Source organism: Lysinibacillus sp. FSL M8-0355, assembly GCF_038008985.1.
In the GTDB taxonomy this organism is placed as follows: domain Bacteria; phylum Bacillota; class Bacilli; order Bacillales_A; family Planococcaceae; genus Lysinibacillus; species Lysinibacillus fusiformis_D.
The window spans coordinates 1,890,356-1,913,515 of sequence record NZ_JBBPAI010000001.1; the positions used below are offsets into that span (position 1 = coordinate 1,890,356).

The window sequence follows — 23,160 nt, forward strand, 5'->3', positions numbered from 1 at the left end:
TCAGGGCAGGAGGTGAATACATGATTCTATTAGCACGGCAACCATCAGATTCGCAGAAAATACTGGAGGCGATGCTACAAAGATTGCCTCAGACACACAAGGAATACGCGTATGTACGAGAGCGTTTAGGACGTGTCAAAGCAGGGCTCGCTGGTGAACAGCGTGTCGATGCAGAATGGCTTGAGCTGGACTTACCAACCCCCCATTATTTTCTCCATGATTTTCAAACAATGAATGACTTCGGTTCAACACATCAAATGGACACCATCTTTCTCTGTCCCCATTTTTTACTGATCCTAGAAATCAAAAATATAACAGGCATTCTCTCATATGATGCTTCATACGCTCAACTAACACGCACGACCATAGAGGGTACGGTCGAAGGGATGGTTGATCCATTTCTTCAACTGGAGCGGCATGTGGCCTGGATGAAAAAATTATTACAGCGTGAACGTTTTCATTTACCAATTGTGCATGCAGTTGTACTGGCAACGAGAAATGGAATTTTAACAAAGGGGTTTGAGGAGCAGCCTATATTTCATGTGACGGGGCTGCGTTCTTGTATCCAAAGATGGACAGAGATGTATCAACCCGTAAAGGCAGAAACCCTCTTACCCTTTGCGACACGTTTATTGTCGATGCACACAAGGTTAAAAAAAGAGATGACTGTGCCTTTTAAGGAAATGATGAAAGGCGTAGTATGTCCTCATTGTGGGAATGGACAGCGATTACAGTATCACTATAGAAAATGGACTTGCCCTCACTGTGGATTGGTGGATCACAATGCATTAAATCGAACATTGGAGGACTACTGATTACTAGTCGGACCACAGCTGACCAATCGAAGCTTTCGTGAATTCTTCGCCATTGAATCCCCAAACCTAGCGTACAAATTGTTGCAGCAACTACCTTTGAAAGCAGAGGGTGAAAAAAAGCATAGGAAGTACTGGATTATAGATTAAGGATTTAAAAGCCCAGCAACCATTCAAGCGGTCTGAATGTGTTGCTTGGTGGATAGAACGCGCAGAGTGGTGGATAGAGCAGAGAAGGAGGAGGATACGCGTGAGGATGGTGGATAGGAAAAGAAAAGTGTTGGATAAATTAGAGAAAGTAGCGGATAGAACGCGCAGAGTGATGGATAGAGCGGAGAAAGAGGAGGATACGCATGAGGATGGTGGATAGGAGAGGGAAAGTGTTGGATAGAACAGAGAAAGTAGCGGATAGAACGTGCGAAGTGATGGATAGAGCGGAGAAAGGGGAGGATACGCATGAGGATGGTGGATAGGAAAAGAAAAGTGTTGGATAAATCAGAGAAAGTAGCGGATAGAACGCGCGAAGTGATGGATAGAGCGAAGAAAGGGGAGGATACGCATGAGGTTGGTGCATAAACCAGAAAAAGTAGCGTATACGCTTGCTTCAATTGGACAGGATAGAACCCCAAAAGAGCGCTATAACCTGCCTTTCGGAGCAAGGGTTCGCTTATTTCCTACTAGACAAATGGATTTTTTAAGTATATAGTTAGCTAGGCTAACTAATTTAAAAGGAAGTGATAGTGTGACAATTGAACAGGAATTTTTTAATCAGTACCGCTTAATGTATAGGCCATTTATTAATCAGCTGAATGTGCAGCTTGAACCTTATCAGTTATATAGCTCGCAGTGGGCAGTGCTTCGTTTCTTGAAGGATAAGGGTCCACATTCTTTTGTAGATATCGCTAACTTCATGTCTATAGAGAAGCCAAGTGTCACGAAGCTTGTACATAAACTAGTGGAGCTAGGCTATGTGGAAACGATGACGGGCAAGGATAAGCGTGAAAAACTGGTACATCTATCAAAGCATGGGGAAGAGCTTGTGCTGGAAATAAAGTCGCATCTAAATCCGTTTTTTGTGCAGGCATTGGCAGGTGTGCCGAAGCAAGATATTGACATTGCGACACAGGTTTTAGCAAGAATTTGTATGAATATCAATTAGTAGGAGAGAGTAACGTGGAAGCAACTAGAAAGAAACTATGGACAAAGGATTTTTTAATTGTCTCACTTATTAATTTTACCATTACGTTAATCTTTTATTTATTAATGGTGACCATCGCGGCTTATGCTGTGGAGCATTTTAATGCTTCTACAAGTACAGCGGGGCTGGTATCGAGTATTTTTATTATTGGAACATTGTTAGGGCGGCTTGGTACAGGGCGTATTATTGGTGATTGGGGTAGCAAAAAAACATTGTTTTGTGGCTTGCTGTTATTTATGTTATCCACGATGTCTTATTTTGTAGCAGGCAATTTACCGCTGCTTATGGTTAATCGTTTAATACAAGGGATTGCTCTTGGAATTGCTAGTACAGCAACGGGAACCATTATTGCACAAATTCTACCGCCGGAACGACGTGGCGAAGGGATTGGTTATTATAGCTTAAGTGCGATTTTAGCGACAGCTATTGGTCCATTCATTGGCATTTTATTAACACAATTATTTGAGGATTATCGCATGATCTTTGCAGTCGATTCGGTTTTAGCTATTATTTGCTTTTTTATGTACTTCATAGTGACCGTACCAGATGCACCGAAAAAAGCGACGGATACAGCTGTGAAGGCAGGCTTTAAGGTGACAAACTTTATTGAAATGCGTGCGGTGCCGATTGCCTTTGTGGCACTTGTTATTGGCTTTGCCTACTCAGGTGTCATGTCCTTTATGACGTTTTATGCAAAAGAGCTACATTTAGTATCAGCAGGAAGCTATTTCTTTATTATTTATGCCATTGTCATTTTGGCTACCCGCCCATTTACAGGGAAATTATTAGATACGCGAGGGGCTAATATTATTATCTATCCTTGCTTAGTGCTTTTTGCAATTGGCATGTATGCCTTTAGTTCAGCGACAACAACGATCGCCTTTTTAATCGCTGCTGCCTGTATCGGGGTTGGCTATGGAAACTTCAACTCCGTTGCGCAGGCGATTGCTATTAAAGTGACACCGAATGAGCGTTTAGGACTTGCGACATCCACGTATTTTATATTTTATGATTTAGGTTTAGGTATTGGGCCTTATTTCTTAGGGCTATTTGTTCCTTCTATGGGCTACAGTACGATCTTCTTTGCTATGGTCTTTGTCATTTTTGTATCGATTGTGCTTTATTATTTCTTACATGGAAAACATGAAAATTTGAAACAAGCAAAAATCTTGTAGATTAGAATCATTATATTGTAGAAAAAACGTTATTTTTCTAGTTGTGTATACAGATCAACTGAAAAATGACGTTTTTTTCTATTTCAAAAAATAGTTGTTGCAATAGATGATGATAATCATTATCATCACAAATATAAAACTAATTCGGAAGTAGGTACTAAGTATGAAAAACAGATCATTTTTGTCGGTATTAGTAGCAGGGGGCATTTTAATGGCTGGCTGTGGCAATACAGAAGAAGCTAAAAAAGAGGACAAGCCGGCAACAGAACAGGCAGAGCAAGCGACACAAGAGGTGGATTTATCTGCTGAACTATCAGCCTATCAGCAATTTGCTTTAGAGCAAATGGATCAATTTTTACTGGACACAGAAAAATTCGTGAATTTATTCAAGGCGGGCGATATTGAAGGCGCTAAAGCAGCGTATGCGCCAGCACGTATGTATTTTGAGCGCTCAGAGCCAATCGCAGAAAGCTTTGGTGATCTTGACCCTCGCATCGATGGACGTTTAGCGGATATTCAAGAAGAAGGAAAAGGCGAGGAAGAATGGTCAGGCTATCATAAGCTTGAGTATGCACTATGGGAAGAAAATACAACTAAAGGTTATGAGGCTGTAGCAGATCAACTGCTTGCGGATGCGAAGGAATTACATGCACTAGTGCAAACGGTGGAAGTGACACCTGATTTAATGATTACTGGTGCGGTAGATTTATTAAATGAAGTTTCAACATCTAAAATTACTGGTGAGGAAGAAATTTACTCACATACAGACCTGTATGATTTTAAAGCGAATATTGAAGGCGCAGAAAAAATCTTTGAAATTTTACGTTCAAAATTAGAAGCGAAAGATTCAACACTAGTGTCAACACTTGATGAAAAATTTAAAGCGGTGGACGATTTATTAGCGCAGCATGCAACGGCTGATGGTGGTTATGTATCCTATGAGGAATTAACGGAAGACAATACGAAAGCACTTGCGGCAGCGGTGAATCAGCTTGGTGAACCATTAAGTCAAATGGGGATCATTTTGGAGTGAAAAAAATGACAACGTCCAATGAAGAAAAATTGATTAATAAAAAAATTTCTAGACGTGATATGTTGAAGCTGACAAGCATCGGTGTGGCAGGTGTTGCCATCGGTGCCTCCGGTTTGGGTGGTGTCATGAAAGCGATGGGCTATGATGTTTTTGAGACAGCAGCAGATAGCACGACGGCTAGCAATAAGATCAATTTCTATGGCGAGCACCAGTCGGGTATCGTGACACCTGTTCAAACGAATATTTATTTTGCTTCTTTAGATGTGTTAGTGACATCGAAGAAGGAACTACAAGAGTTGTTCCAGCAATGGACACCTCTTGTTGTGCGTTTAATGAATGGTGAATTAATGGTCGATGTTTCGACGAATACGAGAGTACCAACAGGTGATACAGGAGAGGCAGAGGGCTTAGATGCAGCCAATTTATCGATTACTATCGGTGTAGGTCCTTCGCTATTCGATAAACTGGGAATGCAGCATGTAAAACCAGCGGAGCTAAAGGATTTACCACATTTCCCTAAAGATCAGCTACAGAAGGAATATACAGGTGGTGATCTGTGTATTCAAGCCTGTGCAGATGATCCACAGGTGGCATTCCATGCAGTGCGCAATTTAGTACGAGCTGCTTCTGGTAAAGTAGAGATTAAATGGTCACAGGCTGGCTTTAACTCGTTTCCAGCTGGTGGAGGGACACCTCGAAATCTCTTTGCCTTCAAGGATGGTACGGTGAATCCAGCCATTACGGATGAAAAAGACTTAAATAAGATTGTGTGGGTGGATAAAGGCTGGCTAAAGGGCGGCTCTTATTTAATCGCACGAAAAGTTCAAATGCATCTTGAAACATGGGATCGCACATCATTGAAAGATCAAGAGGCTACATTTGGTCGTTATCGTGACAGTGGTGCACCATTTGGCAAAACAAAGGAATTTGATGATTTTGATGTAGAGGCAAAGGATGACAAGGGCAATTATATTATGCCTGATACGTCACATGTTCATTTAGCACGTAAATCGGGTGCACGTGTTTTACGACGTTCTTACTCGTATGCATCGGGTGTCATGTCGAATACAGGAACCCATGATGCAGGGCTAATCTTTATTTCTTTTCAAAAAGACCCAGCCCAATTTACAACAATCCAAAATAGCTTAGGGCGTATGGATAAAATGAATGAATACATTACCCATCGAGGCAGTGCCGTGTTTGCTTGCTTCCCTGGTGTACAAAAGGGGAGTTATTTAGGTGAAGCACTTTTTAACGCGCTGTAGTATTATCATTGCCTTAATCCTAACTTTAGCTCTACCTGTGCAGGCAGCGCAATCTTATAGCCATTTATATATTGCGATTAGTGATGCACTGATGAATACGAAGCAGGATAAAGAGACGGAGGCCAAGCAGGCGCTCGAACAATTTGCTGCGGACTGGGCTAAAGTTTCTTCAGAGCAGAAAGATGCCAAAGCAAAGGTCGATGAAATGCTTGCGCAGGCTACTGAAGCAACATCCAAAGACGAGCGTTTAGAGGCGTTGTCGGCACTGTCGAATGCATTACGTGCCCTAGAAAAACTTGAAAATCCAGTGGACGAAGCGGCACAGCGAGCAGAGTTTGGGCAAAAGTTTAAGCCGATCATGGCAGACTTCGAAAAAGCTTTAGCCAGTGGGGACATTCAGGCTATTGATGAAGCCTACAAAGATTTTAATAGCAAATGGAATAAAAATGAGCGCCCTGTGCGTGAGCAAAGCATTGCGATGTATGGGCAAATCGAAACACAAATGGCGTTTCTACGTATCGCCATTTCGGCAGAGGAGCCAGATATAGCCCTTATGCAATCTCAATTTGAGGATTTGCAGCAAACGATTGAGGATTTTGTGGCTGGTAACGAAACAGCTGAAGTGGTTGAAGGGGACTATTCGTTAGCGACATTGATTGCTTATATCGATGAGGCAAAGGACTTTGTTGATGCTGGTGATTATCAGGCGGCTTCTGATAAAATACGTGAGTTTATTACCATTTGGCCAAGTGTAGAGATTGAAATTTCCACACGTAATGGCAGTCTTTATACGAAAATCGAAAGTGATATGCCGATTATCGCAAGTGATTTATTAAAATCCAACGTCGATCAGCAAGCAATCACAAAAAAATTAGATACTTTCCGTACTGAAATCGAACTGATTCAAGGGGATTCAGATTATACAATTTGGGATGCTGCATTAATTTTGCTGCGTGAGGGACTAGAGGCGTTACTGATTATTTTAGCCTTAGTATCATTCCTCAATAAATCAGGACAGAATAAGATGCGCAAATGGATTTATGTTGGAGCGTTTGTCGGCGTTCTATTATCAGCCATTGCTGCCATCCTCATGTCCACGATTTTGAATTCAGCAACAATTGATACGAATCGAGAATTAATGGAAGGTTATGTTGGGCTAGTTGCAGCAGCGATGATGATCGGTGTTGGTATTTGGCTGCATAGTAAATCAAGTGTAGTCAGCTGGAATCGTTATATTTCGAAACAAATGGGCAATGCCATTTCCAGTGGTTCTATTTTTGCGATGGCTGCCATTAGTTTCTTATCGGTCTTCCGTGAAGGAGCCGAAACACTAGTCTTTTACGCGGGTATTGCACCGAAAATGGAGACTTCGCAATTTATTCTTGGGATTGTTGTAGCACTGCTTATACTTGCTGTACTGGCTATTGTATTATTTAAAGCAAGTGGCAAAATTCCCATTCATAAATTTTTTGCTGTCGCAACGGTGCTTATTTATGTATTAGCCTTTAAAATTATTGGTGTCAGTCTGCATACATTGCAGCTCACGGATAATCTGTCCACGACGATTGTTGATGGCTTACCTGTCATTAGCCTGATTGGCTTCTATCCAACAGCGGAAACCATCATTGGGCAGGCAATCTTACTTGTGTTAGTAGCAGCTACTATAATCTATAAAAAGAAACGAGCCTAACGATAAAGGGTAGATGAGCGTACGTAAACCGCCATCTACCTTTTTGATTGCCAATGGGCAGGTCGTTTCAGATAGGAAGGCAATTTAGTAGAGCGGTCACCTTGTGCGGCGTTCATTTGCATTTGTGTTAAAAACAGACTTGTCGAAAGGTCAGCCCCACGTAAATTGGCATCACGTAAATCAGCCCCGATGAAATCTACTGCTTGTAAATTAGCATCTTGAAGATTGGCTGCGATTAAATAGCTACCCCTTAGATCAGTCGCTCGTAAATCCTTGCCTTTTAAATTTTTGCCCATCCAATCCGCTCCACGCTGATTCAAATGTCGCGTGATTTTGCCTTTCAGCCTCTGTTGACGAATTTGTTCGCTTGTTTGTAGTAATAGCGCATTGACAGGCATACGAATAGCCATCATATCGAGTGCTAATAAGGCATCGGCATCAAGTGATTTTGCTTGTTGTAGCTGCTCCAATTGCGTTAGAAGCTGCTCATCAAGCGTGCTGTTCACCTGATAGGATAAGGCCTCAGCTACATAAGCAAGCATTTCGTAAAGCTGTTCCATGATTGGGAAAACCCGAAACAACTTGTCAGCATGCTCACGGGATTGTCGCCAATCTTGTCCATGAAACGTGACCTGTGACACTTGCTGCCCAGCACCCAAGCAATCAAAAACCGTACAGCCTTTAAAGCCTGTGTCTTGTAGCTTGCTATGGATATGACAGCTATAGTCATCCTGTAAATTAGGGCATGGGGAGCCAGCTGGTTTATTGATGGCAAAGTCACTGGAAGCAACGATATTTAAAGCGGTACAGCATAAGCCGAAATAGCTTTGGCAATCCGCCTGTAAGCTTTCACGGATTTTTTGCCAACAGAGGTAGCTCTTTTTGTCTGATGTGACATCCTCATTGTCCTCTCTTACCTCATTCATATAGTTAATAGTTTATTATTAAAGACAGACTAGCAGTTAAAATAAGGATAAAACTGTATTTTGAAAGATCGTAGGGGATATGGTATTCTTCTTCAAAAGAGTTGTGAAGAAAAGTGGTGGTGAAGCATGGGGTAACGGTCAATGAATTATTACAATTGCCATCCTTTCGGGGGGCAGAGGTGCTAACAGGTCGAAATAATTTACATCGTACGGTATCTTCCTTATCTGTATTAGAGGTATCCAATGTTGATTTTTATTCTAAAATTATTAATCGTGTGCAAGAGGAATGGTATGCAGAAGAGATTGTCATTAGCTCTTTTTACTCCATAAGAGATAGTGTGGAGCAGCAATGCGAAACGATTCAGCATTTACATGATTTAGGAGAGCTTGGTCTTATTTTATATTATGTCGGTATTGTCTTGCCCGATATTCCAAAGGAAGTGCTTGACTTAGCGGAGGCGCAAGGATTTATTATCATTTGTATGCCAAGAAATGATTATTCACTGCGTTATAACGAGGTAATTTATGAGGTAATGGAGGCAATTGTTAGCAATCAAGGTGTGAATGATCATTTTGTGAAAGAAACGTTGGAAAAGGTATCCTTACTGCCAGAGCATTTAAGAAGTGTTGAAATTACGCTGAAAATGCTCTCAGATCGTTTGAAAGCCAATATTGTGCTCACAAATAATCATTTTGATATTGTGAATCAAGTGATGTGGCCACGAAATTCATCATTAGATGTAGCGAACGTTATTGAAGAATGCTCGCAGGCCAACTTCCAGCACGAAACAGGAAAGCTAGAGCTAGAAAGAAGTGATGTCTCCTGTGTCGTTGACTATAAAAGAGTGCATCAGAAAAATGGCGAGCCCCTCTTTTTATTCTTAATTAAAGAAAATACAAAACTGCCTGCCAAAACGATTGAAAAAGTAAGTGAGGTTGTGCAAGTAGCCATTAATTTATGGGGGGACAAGCATGATGAGGTAAGTGAGTATGCCTTAGTGAAAGCCATTATTAATGATGAAAGTGAAAAAATGAGAAGATTAGCGAATCTCCTTCATATAGATGTTTCCGCCATTCAAATGATGTGGCTCGTCTACATGCATGATTTAGCGGACGAAAAAAGAATTCGCGATGAATTAGAAGAGCAGCTGTCCAAGTATTACCAAACAAGAGTGATACAATGCATTGATCATTGTATAATTGTGTTACTAGGGAATTGTTTGTATAAACATCATGAATTTGAAATTGCCACTGAATTTAACGATACTACAAGCTATACTGCTCAAATAGCGGAAATTGTTTATGCGCCCAAAATGAGAAATACAAAGTCTGTTCGTCAAATGTATCAATTGGTCAATCAGGTGGGGGACAAGGCCCATACCATTTATCCAATGCAAAAGCTGTTTACGGCAGCGGAAGTACGCTCCATGAAAAGGGCGATGGATGTCAGTATACAGGGAGAAGAAATGATTGAAGAGTATTTGTCTGTCATTGAACCTATCTTGCGCGATCATGATTCCTTACAGACCTTAATTACCTTTTTATTAGACGCAAATGCTAGTGTGGAGCGCTGTGCAGAGCTACTTTATATTCATAAAAATACAGTGAAATATCGCATTAAAAAAATTAGTGAGTTGATTGGCACAGATGTCACAGTATACGCAGAATTTTACGATGTGTATATGGCTTGTATGCTGTATCGATTAATTAATGATTGATTAGAATAATCTGAAATTTTGTCATTTTGAACAAAATTTCAGATTATTTTTTTCATTTACGCAAAAGACGTGAAACCACCCTTTCTTTTATAATGAAGAACATTAACCAATCAAGCAATAACAAGGAGGGAGTCATATGCAAAACGAAAACAAAGGTCAATCATGGTATAGCTTAGGCATTATTTGGGCGGGTGCCATGATTTGTATTCCCAGTTTATTAGTAGGTAACGCACTCATAACAAATATGAGTCTATCAAAGGCACTTGCTGTCGCTTTTGTAGGCTACGCGATTGTCGTATTCATTATGATTTTACAAGGAATGCAAAGCAGTGATTTAGGAAAACCAACTGTTCATGTGGCAGGGCAAGTGTTTGGTAAAAAAGGCTCTCGTACTATTTTGTCCATTATTTTAGCCATTGCTTGCTTAGGCTGGTTTGGTATTCAGGCCAATGTTTGTGGCGTTGCCTTAGCGAATTTACTAGCAATCTATCATTTGAATATACCTATTCCGCTTGCTTCATTGATAAGTGGTATGGTGATGGTCGTATCCGCTCTTTATGGAATGAAAGTGTTACGTGTATTAAGCTATATCGCCGTACCATTACTTGTCATCATTTGCCTTTACGGTTTAGGGCAAACATTAACGGGCGATCAGCTACAGCTTATTCGAGACTATCAGCCACAGGGGAATATGAACTTTATGGATGGTTTAGCTGTAACGATTGGATCTTTTGCTTTAGGGGCTGTCATAGCGGGAGATTATTCGCAATTTTCCAAAAAGCGTTCAGATGTAGTCAAGGCTGCTGCATTGGGCATTATTCCAGCTGGTGTACTAATGATTGCGGTAGGAGCCATCTTAACGATTGCCTATCAGACAAGTGATATTACAGCTGTCTTTCTGCATATCGCAACACCGTTTATTGGCGGGGTTGGCTTGATTTTAGCGACATGGAAAACGAATTTGGTCAATGCCATTTCTGGCGGTATCGCTTTAATTAATGTGTTCGATGTTGCCAAAAACAAAGAGCGCTTAGCGATTGGGGTTGCAGGAACAATTGGCACAATTTTAGCGGTAGTTGGGATATTAAATTATTTTACACCTATTATGTCGATCTTATCGGCCATGATTCCACCTGTTGCAGGGGTGATGATTGCCTCCTATTGGGTGATTCATAAAGGCAAAGCAGCTAGCTGGCATGAGGTGGAAGGGGTCAATCGATTAGGCGTATTTTCTTGGTTAGTAGGGGCTATGATTGCCTGTATGCCAGTGGTATTCTCTTTATTCCCTGAGTTGCCATCACTGCCAAATCAACCGATGATTGGCATTATTATTTCATTCGTTATTTATTATATTGGGTATCGTCTATCCATACAAAAAACGGTCATACTGGAGGAACATAGATGAGATATTTAGATCAAGCAGCTATTGAACATATTGCCATTGGTGCAGCATTTCTAGGAACAGGTGGAGGCGGAGATCCATACATTGGGAAACTTATGGCGCTTTCTGCCATCGAAAAAAATGGGCCTGTGAAGTTGTATTCGGTGGATGAAATTGGGGATGATGACTTTTTCATTCCAGCAGCGATGATGGGTGCACCTTCCGTGTTAGTAGAAAAATTTCCACGTGGGGATGAATTTGTCAAGGTATTCCAAAAGCTTGCTCAATATTTAGGAAAAGAAAAAATTGCAGGCACTTATCCAATGGAAGCGGGCGGCGTCAATTCGATGATTCCGATTGTAGTAGCTGCACAGCTTGGATTACCGCTGATTGATTGCGACGGGATGGGTCGTGCATTCCCGGAATTACAAATGGTGACCTTTAACCTAGATGGAATTTCGGCAACCCCAATGGCCATCACAGATGAAAAAGGGAATATTGGTATTTTTGAAACCATTGATAATAAATGGACGGAGCGTCTCGCCCGAACTGCAACGGTAGAGATGGGCGCAAGTTCATTAGTGAGCTTGTATCCTACGACCGGTGCACAAATTAAGAAAAGTGGTGTTCATCATATTGTGACGCTTTCTGAAAAAATCGGTGAAATTATTGCCTCTAAAGATCAAGAGGTGAACGATAAGCTAGAAAATCTTTTAACGCTTGTAGAGGGCTATGAGCTATTCCAAGGAAAAATAGTAGATGTTATTCGTGAAACAAAAGGTGGCTTTAATCTAGGTAAAATGAATCTTGAAGGGATTGATTCCTATAAAAACGATCAAATGAAGGTTCATTTCCAAAATGAAAACTTATTAGCAGAGAAAAACGAGCAGGTTGTTGCGATGACGCCAGACTTAATTTGTTTGGTGGATTATGAAACATTATTGCCTGTTACAACAGAAAGCTTAAAATATGGTAAACGTGTGCGTGTGATTGGCTTACCAGCACATGAAAAGTGGCGTACAGCAAAAGGCATTGAAACAGCAGGACCAAGATACTTTGGCTATAATTATGATTACATGCCAATTGAGGAAATGGTGAAAAAGGAGGTAGCAAAACATGTATAAAATTGGAATTGATGTAGGCGGAACAAATACGGATGCCATCCTTTTAGATCATAATAGTCAACTTATTTACAGTGTGAAATCACCAACAAGCTTAGATATTAAAACGGGTATTGAAAAGTCCTTGCAACAATTACTCAAGGGTGCAAATATTGATAAAGCAAAAATAACACATGCAATGTTAGGGACAACCCAATGTACAAATGCCATTGTTGAACGTAAAAAGCTAGCAAAAGTCGGTGTTATTCGGTTAGGCTATCCAGCAACGGCATCAGTACTTCCTTATACAGCTTGGCCAGCGGATATGATTGATCAATTGTCGGGTCATTATGCGATTGCACATGGTGGCTATGAATACGATGGTCAATTATTAAGTGCTCTTAATCAAGAAGAAATTAAAAAACTATTAGAGGAATGGCACGACCAAGTAGAATCGATTGCAATTGTTGGTGTCTTTTCTTCTATTAAAAACGATCAAGAATTACAGGTTCGTGAATGGATTCAAGAGGTCTATGGCGAGGAATTTCCTATTTCCTGCTCCTCATTAATTGGTTCTGTCGGGCTAATTGAACGTGAAAATGCAACGATTCTCAATGCGGCATTATGTAAGGTCATTGAGACAACAACACAGGGCTTTGTCCAGGCGCTTCAAACGGAAGGTATTTTTAATGTAGACGTTTATTTATGTCAGAATGACGGTACGTTAATGTCCATCGATTATGCAAAACAATTCCCAATTTTAACGATTGCCTGTGGGCCAACAAACAGTATTCGTGGAGCGTCGTATTTATCCCAAATTCAAAATACAATGGTGCTGGACGTTGGGGGAACGACTTCAGATATAGGCGTATTACAGGATGGATTCCCACGAGAATCTTCAGTTGCTGTGGAAGTAGGAGACATTCGGACAAACTTTAGGATGCCAGATATTATTTCAGTTGGTCTTGGCGGTGGTAGTATTGTTCGTGTGAACGGCGACAAAATTACCGTTGGACCAGATAGTGTAGGCTATCAAATTAGTGAGGAGGCACTTGTCTTTGGTGGCTCGACTTTAACAACAACGGATATCGCTGTCCGTCTAGGCTTAGCAGAAGTAGGCGACCCCACTTTAGTCGCACATATAGATGAAGCATTTGCCAAAGCCGTTCAAGAAGAAATTTCTTCCTTACTGGAGCAGGCCATTGATAAGATGAAAACCTCCTCAGAGGATGTGTCACTGGTCTTAGTAGGCGGTGGGGGGATTATCGTGCCAGAGCAGATTCGAGGCGTTTCCACTATTGTGAAAAATGAATATGGTGGTGTGGCGAATGCCATCGGTGCCTCTATTGCGCAAATTAGTGGTCAATATGAGCAAATTTATATTTATGCCAAGGAACCTCGCGAGGAATCATTAAAGGATGCCCAAAGTAAAGCGGTGAAACAAGCAGTATTAGCAGGAGCCATTAAGGAGACGATTGAGCTGGTAGAAGTAGAAGAAACACCACTAGCCTATCATCCAGAAAATGCAACAAGATTAAAGGTAAAAGTAGTAGGGAAAATGGTCTAACACATAAAGGAAGAGTCCTAGTCAAACAGGGCTCTTCCTTTTGCTAATGGATCAAACGAATGAATCTCTGCATAGGGTCTGATGTCAGTATCATTTTTGCGCCTATATGGATTGAACCATATACCCTTGATCTTTGCATGCTGATAGCCGCCAATATCCTTTTCTAAGTCATCTCCAACGATTAATGCATCTTCTGGTTGCACTTGAAGCTTGTTTAAGGCAAGTTCAAAAATGCGCTTGTCAAGCTTGCTGTAGCCCACTTCCTCAGAAATAATGAGGAGATTGAAACAGCTAGTTAAATGAGTGTGCATGATTTTTGCTTTTTGTCTCTGAGCCGACCCGTTTGTGATAATGCCAACTTGTACATGCTTTTTGATAGAATGGATAATATTCAACGTATTTTGATTGATAGAAAAACAACAAGGGAACTGTCGATTCCAAAAGTCTTCGATTCAGTAATGTATCGTCTAAATCAAATAGCATCGCTTTCAACTAGCTGTGAATTTGTAAAAATTTATTAAAAATCATTTCAGCTTCGTAGATTTCTGAAAGTGAAATAGTTTTTTGAAGTTGCTATAAAGATTGTGAAGAAAGATATTGAAACGAACCAAAGCAGATTTGCTGAATAAGGTTACACAAAAGTTTTTAAACTTTCCCTCTAAAATTTTCAAGATATTGTTAGGCAGTAAATAAATGTCTCAAGTTGTAACCTCCAAAATATAATATTGTAAAAAATATGGAATAATGGTATATTCAAATAGTAATGGGTTTTTTATGCAGATGAGAGGTGAATATATTTCCTTTATAATGAGGAAAATTCCATTACATTAAGATATTTAATTTACTATTTTCTCAAAAGTTTTATCCTTTACTCATTCTAGAGATTGAAAATTTACCGAGTTATAGTTGAATTAAGTGGAAAAACTATTAGTTGGAGGGAGAAGTTAAGATGAAAAAAAATAGCAAAGTAATAGCGGGAGTACTTTCCTTGGGTCTTTTAACAACTGGCGTGTTAAACGTACAAGCTCTTACAGAGCCCCGTAACATCAATGCGTCTGTTCCTGGTTTAAATCAATCATCAGCTGATGGATATCAACAGAAATCTATCTCAGATAAGGATGGATATTTATTTATTGATTCTATCTCTAACGAGAGTAAACTAGATGCAAGAGCAGAGACGGCAAAACTTACAAATACGGGTCCTTGGGTACGTTTATCTCATGTTAATAAGGGCTATCTATTAGAAAATTCAATTAAAAAAGATAAATATATACAAGCAAGATTCAGTTCTGATGTAACATCATTTTTACCTATCACCGTTACTGGAACATTCCAAGGTAACTAATTCACGGATTTTGTCAACCTGTTTAAACAGATTTAAAGACCATGAGGATTTTAAATCCACATGGTCTTTGTTAATAAGTAAACTTTATTTTTTATTTTACTCCTTTCATTAATTACTATTTAATCTATCTTTTTTAGAGTTGATACTATTAATTAGGGAAACTAGAATTTTGTAAAGTTACCGTTATTTTAGATGTGTTATTTTAAGTCGAAGAATAGGAGAGAGAGATGTTAAAACAACAAATAGGGGTTGAATTTAAGCAAATACTTACGTTTAATAGAGTTCTAACTTGGTTTCTTATTATTATTTTACCCGTATGGATACAATATTTAATAATCCATGAAGGCTATTCCTTCACTGACAATATTGATCTCTATGGGCGTTTGCTCAATGGTATTGGAGCAATGATTTTTCCAATTTTAGTATTATTCGTTTTTGCAGATACAATCATTCATGAGAGAAATAATAATTATTTAACATATACCAAAATAAGAATAGATTTTAATATCTATTTGAACGCTAAAATCATAGTAAATGCACTTCTTTCATTTGGGGTTTCATTTTTGTATGCGTTTTTACCATTCCTCTTTGCTCAATATATAAACCCCCAATTTGCATTCATCACTAATATTGGAGATAGTGGGAATATGCCTGGTACGGTAACATTCGATCAACTCTTAGTTTACGGACCTTTTATGTATGGATTTATATACTCCCTCTGGGTAGGTATCAATGGAGTTTTATATGCTACTTTACCTTTAATCTTATGCTTGATCTTAGATAATTCCTTTGTTGCTTTATCGATACCATTTGTATGGTATCAAGCAATGAGCTTTGTTTCTGCTGTGTTAGGTATTTCGAAGTTTGCACCATTATATACAGTTTTTCCGTACTCTATAATGCAACAAGACTTATGGACTGTATTTGTACCATTTATGTTTTTATTAATAATTGTGATTGTGAGTTATGTATATCTTAAGAGAAGGAATTCGACAGAATGGTTATTTTGAGAAGTCTTATCAATGAGTTGCTGCAGTTAAGGTGGAATGTGTTGGGTTTCGTTATTTTTATTTATTGTTTTGGAATAAGAAGAACAATTATTGAAAGTTATGCACCTGTTAATGCTTGGGATCTACTAATAATATTATTAAGTGATGTTAACTTAATTATTTATTTCGTTTTACCATTCCTCTTATATTTCTATGTAACTTTTTTAGTAAAAGGCTTTGAATATCATATATTGATCAGATTAGGCTCATATAAAAAGTGGGTACTCATGGCTTCTAAGAAAATTTTATTGTATTTAGCTTTGACGATTATAGTTTGGCTATTAGTTGCATTCATCATGAGTATAGGGCTTCCCTTTGCAAGTGAATGGAGTTCTGGAAGTAAATTATTCGAACCTACTGCCATTATGAGACAGTATTTTGATCTCCCTCTTCTTGCTCTTTTATATCAAATAGTTATGTTCGTTATTACGACATTTATTATTTTAATGTCGGTTACTACTATATATGTCTTTCTTCAGTCATGGAGATGGATAAGCTTTGTTGTTACGGTTCTATATATATTTTCTTTTGTATCCTGGAAACTTTTCCCTGAGTATTTAGCGAAATTGTCTTTATCAAACTATGTTGTTATGTTCCAAACATTAAATCTTTGGAATAACACATTAACTATCCCTTTAATAGCAATTGTTTCTCTTGGATTAATCTATTTAGCCGTGCAATTTAAAGATGGAAAACAAATAGTCAGCTTTACTTCTTTTCAGACGGGCATAGTAGTATACCTTTTTGTATTAGTATTAGGAACTTACTTTATGGCAGATACCCGAAGTAATACTGTAATTGATCTATTTCTCCTTAATTTTTTCGGTACATCATCTGAGGGTTATACTTTTTTGTCGTATTTGTATTACATAGTAATTTTCTTCGGCTTTTTATATTTGGCACAAATCTATTTAGCAAGTGAGTTTTCTGAGTTGAGCTACTACAAAATTATTCGCTACAACTCTATGTTTAAATGGATGGGCGAATGGTTGCGTAATATTTTATTAATGGCAATATTGTATTTGTTTTTTATATTTATATTGACTTTAACAGTGGCATATTTTAAGGGCATTGAATTTTCCTTTCGAGTGACAGTAGTGGAAGATATGAAATTTACTTCTTTGCTATATCACTTTTTTATCAATGGCTTTCTACAAATAAGCATTTACATTCTGCTGTCGATTACATTACAAATAGTTTCAAAGAGCAGTTCAACCAATTTGGTTACTATAGGCATCTTTATCGCATTATTATTCCCTGGTTATAAATACATTCCAGTGGGTTTAAATGGGTACAGCCATTTGATATATGGCACATCACCAATGATCGTATCATTGTATTTGATCCTTATAGTATTAGTTGAAGGGGTATGTATATTTTATTTACTTAACAAAAAATATATATTTGAGGGAGTATGACTATATATGAGCCTTATTGAAGTAAGAAATGTCAAAAAGTCCTATAAGGGCTTAACTATATTTCAAGATATAGATTTAACTATTGAAAAGGGGAAAATATATGGAATTGTAGGTCCTAACGGTTCTGGGAAATCTGTATTATTTAAGTTGATTTGTGGATTTGTTAGACCCGATCATGGTGAAATAGTAATCAGGGGAGAATATTTACATAAGGATATAACTTTTCCTAAGAACTTTGGAGTCATAATTGATAGGCCAGGATATTTAGGAAATAAAACGGGTTTTGAAAATCTAAAATCTCTGGCTATGATACAGAATAAAATTGATGATGAGCAAATCATTAAAACAATGGAATTAGTTGGACTTCAGCCCACAGCTGAACAGAAAGTACGGAAGTATTCACTAGGCATGAAGCAAAAGCTAGCTTTAGCACAAGCATTTATGGAAAATCAAGAAGTATTAATATTAGATGAACCATTTAATGCTTTAGATTTTGAAAGTGTAGAAAACTTACGTAGCCTCTTACTTAATTATAATAAGGAAGGGAAAACAATTATTATGACCAGTCATAATCAAGAGGATATCGATCTTCTTTGTGATGAAGTTTATAGAATAAATAAATTTAAGTTAGAGAAGTTATAAAAGTAATATTATTAACAATTTAACTCAGAAGCTATAATTAGAAGGATCAACTTCTAAAAGCTATAAGTGAATAGAGGACCTTTCTCAAATAGCAATTGATTATAAGTGTCCAAAATATGATGAAGATTTTTACAGACTATGGTATTTTAATAAATTGAAGAAGCATTAGAAGCTCATTTAATTGATTAAATATTCTTATAAAAATTCCATACTTAGTTAGAAAGATTAACTCCATTTTGATCATTTTTTTCAAAATGGAGTTTTTGCATTTGCTGATAAATAAAGGATGAAGGAAATTTTTAAATCAAAAGCAATACTAGCTCCATATCCTTTCTTATTACTCATTAAGAGTGCTTCGCTTATGCTTTTCAGTAATAATTTTCTTATTGAGGATTTGCACCTTATCTACCATAAGCAAGCGCATATCTTCCACAATATACTTTGCTAGCTCTTCGTCCGATATATCATCTCCATTAAGATCAAGACGGAATTCCTGCCCTTGTATGCCACCTCCATTTGTAAACTCAATTTCAAAGTCAAAGACAACTCTTTTCTCCATTCATATACCACCTTATCTCTTAGAATGCTATCAATATATTCTGTTTTTCACATGCGAATACCTTCTTTCGAGAAGCAGCGTTTAGAAAAGAAGTGTTTCTGCATGCACAAATGAGCCCCGTTCATTCAATCAAATATTCATTCATATTGCAAAAGAATAAAGGAATGGAAGGCTTTTTAAAAGGACAGACCTAAAGAAAAAGTTTTTTCCTTTTTCTTGTATTTGCCACTTGAAAATTAAAAAGTCATAGTGTACTATTTGACTAGTACACTATGACATGAGGTGTTGAGGTTGAAAAGTTTTGCAGGGCTTTTAAAAAAAGAATGGGTACTTTACCGATCATGGTTTCTAGTGGGGATATTTATTGGTCTCATGTTATCTTGGATCGTTCCCTATGTGTTACATCAATATGTTGATCTTTTTGCGCATGAGAATCAACTAGCATTTGCCTTTACGATGCTCGTCCTTGTTCTAGGCGGATTTTATTCTGTCTTACAATTTTTAGCGACGTTGCGTTTGGATATTAAAGCAAAGGAGAGCTGGTTACATTCAACAAGCTCTATCACGAAGCTTATCGGTGCAAAGTTGGTTTGCTCGTTAATAGGCTATGTCCTCTTCAATACACTTTTTACGAGTATAGCCATCTACAATATTAAAGATGAACTGATTGTAAGTACTGGACAAATTTTATTGACTTTGGTATTAGTTGTTATTGTGTTAATGATTTTCCAATTAATGCTATTTATCCTTCTTTTATTCTTTTTAGCTTTTTATTTGCAGTTGAAGCGCGTAATAGGACGTTTTTCGATTGTGCTGACAATGGCTGCATTTTATTTAACGACAGCTGGTTGGGTGCGAATGACGGAAAGTGAGCTGTACCAAACGATCTTCCTCCGTGGAGAAGTTTCGCTTCGCCATATCGAACAGTACTTACCAAAAGGGAAAGAGATGACAATGGAATGGATGCTAGGTTCGTTTTATGTTGTCGAAGAAGTGGCAATGACATTATTCATGCTACTGCTCTTTTTAGCAGCATCCAAATGGCTTGAAAAGGTGGTATTACGATGACAATGGATTTTTCACGTGATAAACCGATTTATAGCCAGCTTGTCGATCGAATTTGTGGGGACATTTTGAAGGGAAAGTTACGGCTGGGAGATCGACTGCCGTCCGTTCGAGAATATGCAGTTGAAACAGGTGTGAATGTCAATACGGTGCAACGTGTCTATAAGGAGTTAGAGGCGATGAAGATAACGGAAACCAAACGAGGTCAGGGTACATTTATTACAAGCAATGAGGAACGCATTGAATTATTACGAGAAGAAATGAAAAATCAGCTAGCTGAAAACTTTTTAACATCGATTGAGGCATTAGGCTTTTCAAAGGAAGAAATGCTTGATGTTTTGAAAAATAAAGCGTGAGGTGAAGGGTATGTTAGAGCTATCAAATGTGTCTTTTCAATATAAGAAACAGCCGATTTTACAGGATATATCCTTTTCCTTCCCGATTGGACAAATCATTGGGCTTGTAGGGGAAAATGGAAGTGGTAAATCTACGCTAATGAAAGTATTAGCGGGTTTATTACGACCTTCTGCCGGTAAAGTCACACTGAATGGCAAGCCTGTCACACGTAGAAGTGCGGACCAAATTGCTTATTTACCCGATACTGATTTGTTTTTTGAGTATTATACGGGCGAACAGCTATTCCAGTATTATGCCTCTCAATTTGAAGATTTTTCCTATGATAAGGCCTGTATCGTCGCACAATTTTTACAGGTGGATAAAAATACGAAGCTACGTCAATTATCAAAGGGTAATCGTGGTCGGATGAAAATGGCTGCTACGCTTGGTCGAGAGGTTCCTTTTTATGTCATGGATGAGCCATTTGCTGGGCTTGATCCCATTGTGAGAGAACAGCTGATTAAGGGCTTAATTCAATTTACAGATATCGAAAATCAAACGATTTTGCTATCAACACATGAATTATATGAGGTAGAACCTATTTTAGATCAAATTATTTTATTGCAGGCGGGGTCCATCACGGCTTATGAAGAAGTTGAAACCTTACGCGATGTGGCGAATAAGGACGCAGTCGAGTGGATGAAGGGATTTTATCGTCTTTGAGTACAAGATACCGATCTCTCAAAGTGAAGAAAGGATCGTCAGTAAGCATTTTTAGCAGTGTTGCTTCAATAGCATCCACTGATTGAGGATATAGTCGCTGGCAGATGTCATAGATTTTGATCGTGGAAGAAGTACCATCAAAATCTGGACGCCATTACGCCAAGGCGAAATCGATAAGAAAGGGTGAAAAAATATGACAGAACCAATTGTACAATTGCAAAATTTATCGAAAACAATTCGAGGCAAGCAATTAATTCAACAGTTAAATATTGATTTATATCCAGGGCAGATTACAGGATTTTTAGGACCGAATGGAGCGGGGAAAACAACGACCATACGAATGATGACCGGGCTGATGCATCCAACAGAGGGCAATGTCATTATTGATGGGCTTTCCCTACAAGAGCATTATGAGGAAGCCATTAGTAAGGTTGGCGTAATTGTCGAAAATCCAGAGATGTATAAATTTATGTCAGGCTATAAAAATTTACTCCATTTTGCACGTATGCATAAAAACGTGACGAAAGAACGAATTCAAGAGGTCGTTCAACAGGTGGGTCTTGAAAATCGTATACATGAAAAGGTTTCTACGTATTCACTAGGTATGCGCCAACGACTAGGATTAGCGCAGGCGCTGCTACATCGACCGAAGTTTTTAATTTTAGATGAACCAACAAATGGCTTAGACCCTGCTGGTATTCGTGAGTTCCGTATGTACCTGCGCAAGATTGCTTCTGAAGATGGCGTATCCGTTTTTGTATCGAGTCATTTATTATCTGAAATTGAGTTAATGTGTGATCGCGTGGCAGTGATCCAAAATGGGCAACTTATTGACCTCCGTGATATTCATAATGAAAGCTCATCCTTTTATTATGTGGAGGCACAGCCAAAAGAACAGCTGTCTGCTCATTTTGAACAGCATGATTACCATTTCGTTGCTGAAAATGATGGCTATGTAGTGGAAATGAAGAAAGAGGATGTTCCTGCATTGACGACTCAATTAGTGCAAGCGGGTATGCAACTATTTGCTGTACAGCCACATCAAAAAACATTAGAGGATCAATTCTTAGAAATGACTGGAGGCGGACAAATTGCTGAAGCTAATTCAAAATGAGTGGATGAAATTATGGCATAAAAAGGGAACCTGGGCAATGGTGGCGATGCTCATTCTTGTTATTCTTGTTCCTGGTGCTATCATGAAATATTATGAAGTAAAATCAACAGATGAAGGCTCCTGGCAGGAGATCGAGCAGCAAGCAATCCAAGCGAACAAGGAGATGCTTGCAAGTGATGATTTAATGGAGGAAGATAAGGCCCGTTATGAAGAGCAAATCGCTATTTCTGAATATCGTTTAGCCAATGATGCGCCTAGTCAAAAGGATAATAGTTTTGCGAGCTTTATGTCCTTTACAAGTGGTATGCTTACACTTGTTACGTTATTTACGGTCATTACAGCGGCTAGTATTGTGTCGAGCGAATTTTCAACGGGTACGATTAAAATGCTGTTAACACGTCCGATGTCTCGTGCGAAAGTGTTAACGTCCAAACTACTGTCAACCTTCCTATTTGGTTTATTCTTATATGCTGTGAATGTGGTGGTAAGCGCTCTTGTGGGCTTGATCTTGTTTGGTATGGGAACAGGTGTCGAATTAGAAATCGTCAATGGTCAAGTAGTTGAAAAGGCTGTATGGGGGGATTTAGCGTATCATTATCTACTTTCTAGTGGTGATTTTGTTATGTCTACATTATTTGCCTTTTTAGTAGGTTCGGTGTTCCGTTCAAGCTCATTAGCGATTGGTTTAACGATGTTCCTCTCCTTTACAGGTGGCATGATTGTTATGTTCTTGAGTAGATACGACATTGTCAAATACATTTGGCTCACGCATTCAGATTTAACACAGTATGAACATGGTGGTGGCTCCATGATTGCGGATGTTACGATGCCTTTCTCTTTAACTGTGCTTGCTGTTTATGCATTCTTGTTCCTTGTGATTAGTTATACAACCTTTATGAAACGTGATATAACTGCATAATCTAAAATAAGAACTGTGCCCTAATTGAATTAGGGTGCGGTTTTTTTATTGGGCAACACGAAATATTAAAAAAGTATTTATTTTTTTTTGAATTGCGCCTATAATAATAGCAACTTAGTGAAAAC

The 23,160-nt window shown here is 38.5% G+C and carries 21 protein-coding genes and 1 pseudogene; 19 read left to right on the forward strand and 3 right to left on the reverse strand.

The window, feature by feature from the left end:
- Positions 1 to 20: 20 nt before the first annotated feature.
- From MKY46_RS09005 to MKY46_RS09030, 6 genes are all read left to right on the forward strand, one after another.
- On the forward strand, positions 21 to 815 hold the full coding sequence (locus MKY46_RS09005) for a nuclease-related domain-containing protein (RefSeq protein ID WP_340833974.1): 795 nt from the start codon (positions 21 to 23) through the stop codon (positions 813 to 815).
- Between the two features lie 739 nt (positions 816 to 1,554).
- Positions 1,555 to 1,971 carry a MarR family winged helix-turn-helix transcriptional regulator gene (locus MKY46_RS09010; protein WP_036117167.1) on the forward strand — a complete coding sequence of 139 codons (417 nt, stop codon included), beginning with the start codon at positions 1,555 to 1,557 and terminating at the stop codon, positions 1,969 to 1,971.
- A gap of 14 nt (positions 1,972 to 1,985) precedes the next feature.
- A complete protein-coding gene (locus MKY46_RS09015) occupies positions 1,986 to 3,185 on the forward strand; it encodes an MFS transporter (RefSeq protein ID WP_036117169.1) in 1,200 nt (399 codons plus the stop codon).
- 163 nt (positions 3,186 to 3,348) lie between these two features.
- Positions 3,349 to 4,218: an iron uptake system protein EfeO gene (gene efeO / locus MKY46_RS09020; protein WP_036117171.1), complete on the forward strand. Its 870-nt coding sequence runs from the start codon at positions 3,349 to 3,351 to the stop codon at positions 4,216 to 4,218.
- A gap of 5 nt (positions 4,219 to 4,223) precedes the next feature.
- Complete coding sequence (gene efeB, locus MKY46_RS09025) at positions 4,224 to 5,483, forward strand: iron uptake transporter deferrochelatase/peroxidase subunit (protein WP_036117173.1); 1,260 nt, start codon at positions 4,224 to 4,226, stop codon at positions 5,481 to 5,483.
- The gene (locus tag MKY46_RS09030) at positions 5,458 to 7,173 is read left to right on the forward strand and encodes an FTR1 family iron permease (protein WP_036117175.1); all 1,716 of its coding nucleotides are present in this window, start codon (positions 5,458 to 5,460) and stop codon (positions 7,171 to 7,173) included. The genes efeB and MKY46_RS09030 overlap by 26 nt, the downstream gene beginning before the upstream one ends.
- Before the next feature lie 35 nt (positions 7,174 to 7,208).
- On the opposite strand, the gene MKY46_RS09035 is transcribed toward MKY46_RS09030, so the two are convergent.
- Positions 7,209 to 8,099 carry a pentapeptide repeat-containing protein gene (locus tag MKY46_RS09035; protein WP_155273166.1) on the reverse strand — a complete coding sequence of 297 codons (891 nt, stop codon included), beginning with the start codon at positions 8,097 to 8,099 and terminating at the stop codon, positions 7,209 to 7,211.
- 113 nt (positions 8,100 to 8,212) lie between these two features.
- Between MKY46_RS09035 and MKY46_RS09040 the strand changes: the two genes are divergently transcribed.
- The 4 genes from MKY46_RS09040 (at position 8,213) to MKY46_RS09055 (ending at position 13,865) form a co-directional block, all read left to right on the forward strand.
- Positions 8,213 to 9,817 (forward strand): PucR family transcriptional regulator, encoded by a 1,605-nt coding sequence (locus MKY46_RS09040; RefSeq protein ID WP_036117176.1) that lies wholly within the window; start codon positions 8,213 to 8,215, stop codon positions 9,815 to 9,817.
- A 136-nt stretch (positions 9,818 to 9,953) separates the two neighbouring features.
- Entirely contained in the window at positions 9,954 to 11,222 is a 1,269-nt protein-coding gene (locus tag MKY46_RS09045) for a cytosine permease (protein ID WP_036117179.1), read from the forward strand.
- Positions 11,219 to 12,322, forward strand: a complete 1,104-nt coding sequence (locus tag MKY46_RS09050; protein WP_036117181.1) for a DUF917 domain-containing protein — start codon at positions 11,219 to 11,221, stop codon at positions 12,320 to 12,322. The genes MKY46_RS09045 and MKY46_RS09050 overlap by 4 nt, the downstream gene beginning before the upstream one ends.
- Positions 12,315 to 13,865: a hydantoinase/oxoprolinase family protein gene (locus tag MKY46_RS09055; protein ID WP_330494062.1), complete on the forward strand. Its 1,551-nt coding sequence runs from the start codon at positions 12,315 to 12,317 to the stop codon at positions 13,863 to 13,865. Before MKY46_RS09050 ends, MKY46_RS09055 begins: the two co-directional genes overlap by 8 nt.
- Positions 13,866 to 13,882: 17 nt before the next feature.
- Here the strand turns inward: MKY46_RS09055 and MKY46_RS09060 are convergent.
- Positions 13,883 to 14,317: pseudogene (locus tag MKY46_RS09060) on the reverse strand (HAD family hydrolase); the annotation flags it as partial.
- Between the two features lie 497 nt (positions 14,318 to 14,814).
- Between MKY46_RS09060 and MKY46_RS09065 the strand changes: the two are divergent.
- From MKY46_RS09065 to MKY46_RS09080, 4 genes are all read left to right on the forward strand, one after another.
- Positions 14,815 to 15,210: a hypothetical protein gene (locus MKY46_RS09065; RefSeq protein ID WP_051891561.1), complete on the forward strand. Its 396-nt coding sequence runs from the start codon at positions 14,815 to 14,817 to the stop codon at positions 15,208 to 15,210.
- A gap of 227 nt (positions 15,211 to 15,437) precedes the next feature.
- On the forward strand, positions 15,438 to 16,220 hold the full coding sequence (locus MKY46_RS09070; RefSeq protein WP_036117185.1) for a hypothetical protein: 783 nt from the start codon (positions 15,438 to 15,440) through the stop codon (positions 16,218 to 16,220).
- Positions 16,221 to 16,261: 41 nt separating this feature from the next.
- Positions 16,262 to 17,677, forward strand: coding sequence for a hypothetical protein (locus MKY46_RS09075; RefSeq protein WP_155273167.1), 1,416 nt, complete (start codon positions 16,262 to 16,264; stop codon positions 17,675 to 17,677).
- A gap of 6 nt (positions 17,678 to 17,683) precedes the next feature.
- On the forward strand, positions 17,684 to 18,319 hold the full coding sequence (locus tag MKY46_RS09080) for an ABC transporter ATP-binding protein (protein WP_036117189.1): 636 nt from the start codon (positions 17,684 to 17,686) through the stop codon (positions 18,317 to 18,319).
- A 337-nt stretch (positions 18,320 to 18,656) separates the two neighbouring features.
- On the opposite strand, the gene MKY46_RS09085 is transcribed toward MKY46_RS09080, so the two are convergent.
- Positions 18,657 to 18,878, reverse strand: a complete 222-nt coding sequence (locus MKY46_RS09085; protein WP_036117191.1) for a hypothetical protein — start codon at positions 18,876 to 18,878, stop codon at positions 18,657 to 18,659.
- Positions 18,879 to 19,160: 282 nt separating this feature from the next.
- Between MKY46_RS09085 and MKY46_RS09090 the strand changes: the two genes are divergently transcribed.
- The 5 genes from MKY46_RS09090 to MKY46_RS09110 all read left to right on the forward strand — a co-directional run bounded on the left by MKY46_RS09090 (position 19,161) and on the right by MKY46_RS09110 (position 23,035).
- Positions 19,161 to 19,946 (forward strand): hypothetical protein, encoded by a 786-nt coding sequence (locus MKY46_RS09090; RefSeq protein WP_230593740.1) that lies wholly within the window; start codon positions 19,161 to 19,163, stop codon positions 19,944 to 19,946.
- Positions 19,943 to 20,299 carry a GntR family transcriptional regulator gene (locus MKY46_RS09095; RefSeq protein WP_036117195.1) on the forward strand — a complete coding sequence of 119 codons (357 nt, stop codon included), beginning with the start codon at positions 19,943 to 19,945 and terminating at the stop codon, positions 20,297 to 20,299. The genes MKY46_RS09090 and MKY46_RS09095 overlap by 4 nt, the downstream gene beginning before the upstream one ends.
- 10 nt (positions 20,300 to 20,309) lie before the next feature.
- The gene (locus MKY46_RS09100) at positions 20,310 to 21,002 is read left to right on the forward strand and encodes an ABC transporter ATP-binding protein (protein ID WP_036117197.1); all 693 of its coding nucleotides are present in this window, start codon (positions 20,310 to 20,312) and stop codon (positions 21,000 to 21,002) included.
- A gap of 193 nt (positions 21,003 to 21,195) precedes the next feature.
- Entirely contained in the window at positions 21,196 to 22,116 is a 921-nt protein-coding gene (locus MKY46_RS09105; protein WP_036117199.1) for an ABC transporter ATP-binding protein, read from the forward strand.
- Positions 22,094 to 23,035, forward strand: a complete 942-nt coding sequence (locus MKY46_RS09110; RefSeq protein ID WP_036117201.1) for an ABC transporter permease — start codon at positions 22,094 to 22,096, stop codon at positions 23,033 to 23,035. Before MKY46_RS09105 ends, MKY46_RS09110 begins: the two co-directional genes overlap by 23 nt.
- Positions 23,036 to 23,160 lie beyond the last annotated feature (125 nt).

What these genes read in the sequence shown, in the direction of transcription:
- efeO (WP_036117171.1), top strand. Translation starts at nt 3,349, where the DNA reads ATGAAAAACAGATCATTTTTGTCGGTATTAGTAGCAGGGGGCATTTTA.
- MKY46_RS09100 (WP_036117197.1), top strand. Translation starts at nt 20,310, where the DNA reads ATGTTAGAGCTATCAAATGTGTCTTTTCAATATAAGAAACAGCCGATT.
- MKY46_RS09095 (WP_036117195.1), top strand. Translation starts at nt 19,943, where the DNA reads ATGACAATGGATTTTTCACGTGATAAACCGATTTATAGCCAGCTTGTC.
- MKY46_RS09055 (WP_330494062.1), top strand. Translation starts at nt 12,315, where the DNA reads ATGTATAAAATTGGAATTGATGTAGGCGGAACAAATACGGATGCCATC.
- MKY46_RS09085 (WP_036117191.1), bottom strand. Translation starts at nt 18,878, where the DNA reads ATGGAGAAAAGAGTTGTCTTTGACTTTGAAATTGAGTTTACAAATGGA.
- MKY46_RS09005 (WP_340833974.1), top strand. Translation starts at nt 21, where the DNA reads ATGATTCTATTAGCACGGCAACCATCAGATTCGCAGAAAATACTGGAG.
- MKY46_RS09050 (WP_036117181.1), top strand. Translation starts at nt 11,219, where the DNA reads ATGAGATATTTAGATCAAGCAGCTATTGAACATATTGCCATTGGTGCA.
- MKY46_RS09105 (WP_036117199.1), top strand. Translation starts at nt 21,196, where the DNA reads ATGACAGAACCAATTGTACAATTGCAAAATTTATCGAAAACAATTCGA.
- MKY46_RS09045 (WP_036117179.1), top strand. Translation starts at nt 9,954, where the DNA reads ATGCAAAACGAAAACAAAGGTCAATCATGGTATAGCTTAGGCATTATT.
- MKY46_RS09035 (WP_155273166.1), bottom strand. Translation starts at nt 8,099, where the DNA reads ATGAATGAGGTAAGAGAGGACAATGAGGATGTCACATCAGACAAAAAG.
- MKY46_RS09065 (WP_051891561.1), top strand. Translation starts at nt 14,815, where the DNA reads ATGAAAAAAAATAGCAAAGTAATAGCGGGAGTACTTTCCTTGGGTCTT.
- MKY46_RS09070 (WP_036117185.1), top strand. Translation starts at nt 15,438, where the DNA reads ATGTTAAAACAACAAATAGGGGTTGAATTTAAGCAAATACTTACGTTT.
- efeB (WP_036117173.1), top strand. Translation starts at nt 4,224, where the DNA reads ATGACAACGTCCAATGAAGAAAAATTGATTAATAAAAAAATTTCTAGA.
- MKY46_RS09080 (WP_036117189.1), top strand. Translation starts at nt 17,684, where the DNA reads ATGAGCCTTATTGAAGTAAGAAATGTCAAAAAGTCCTATAAGGGCTTA.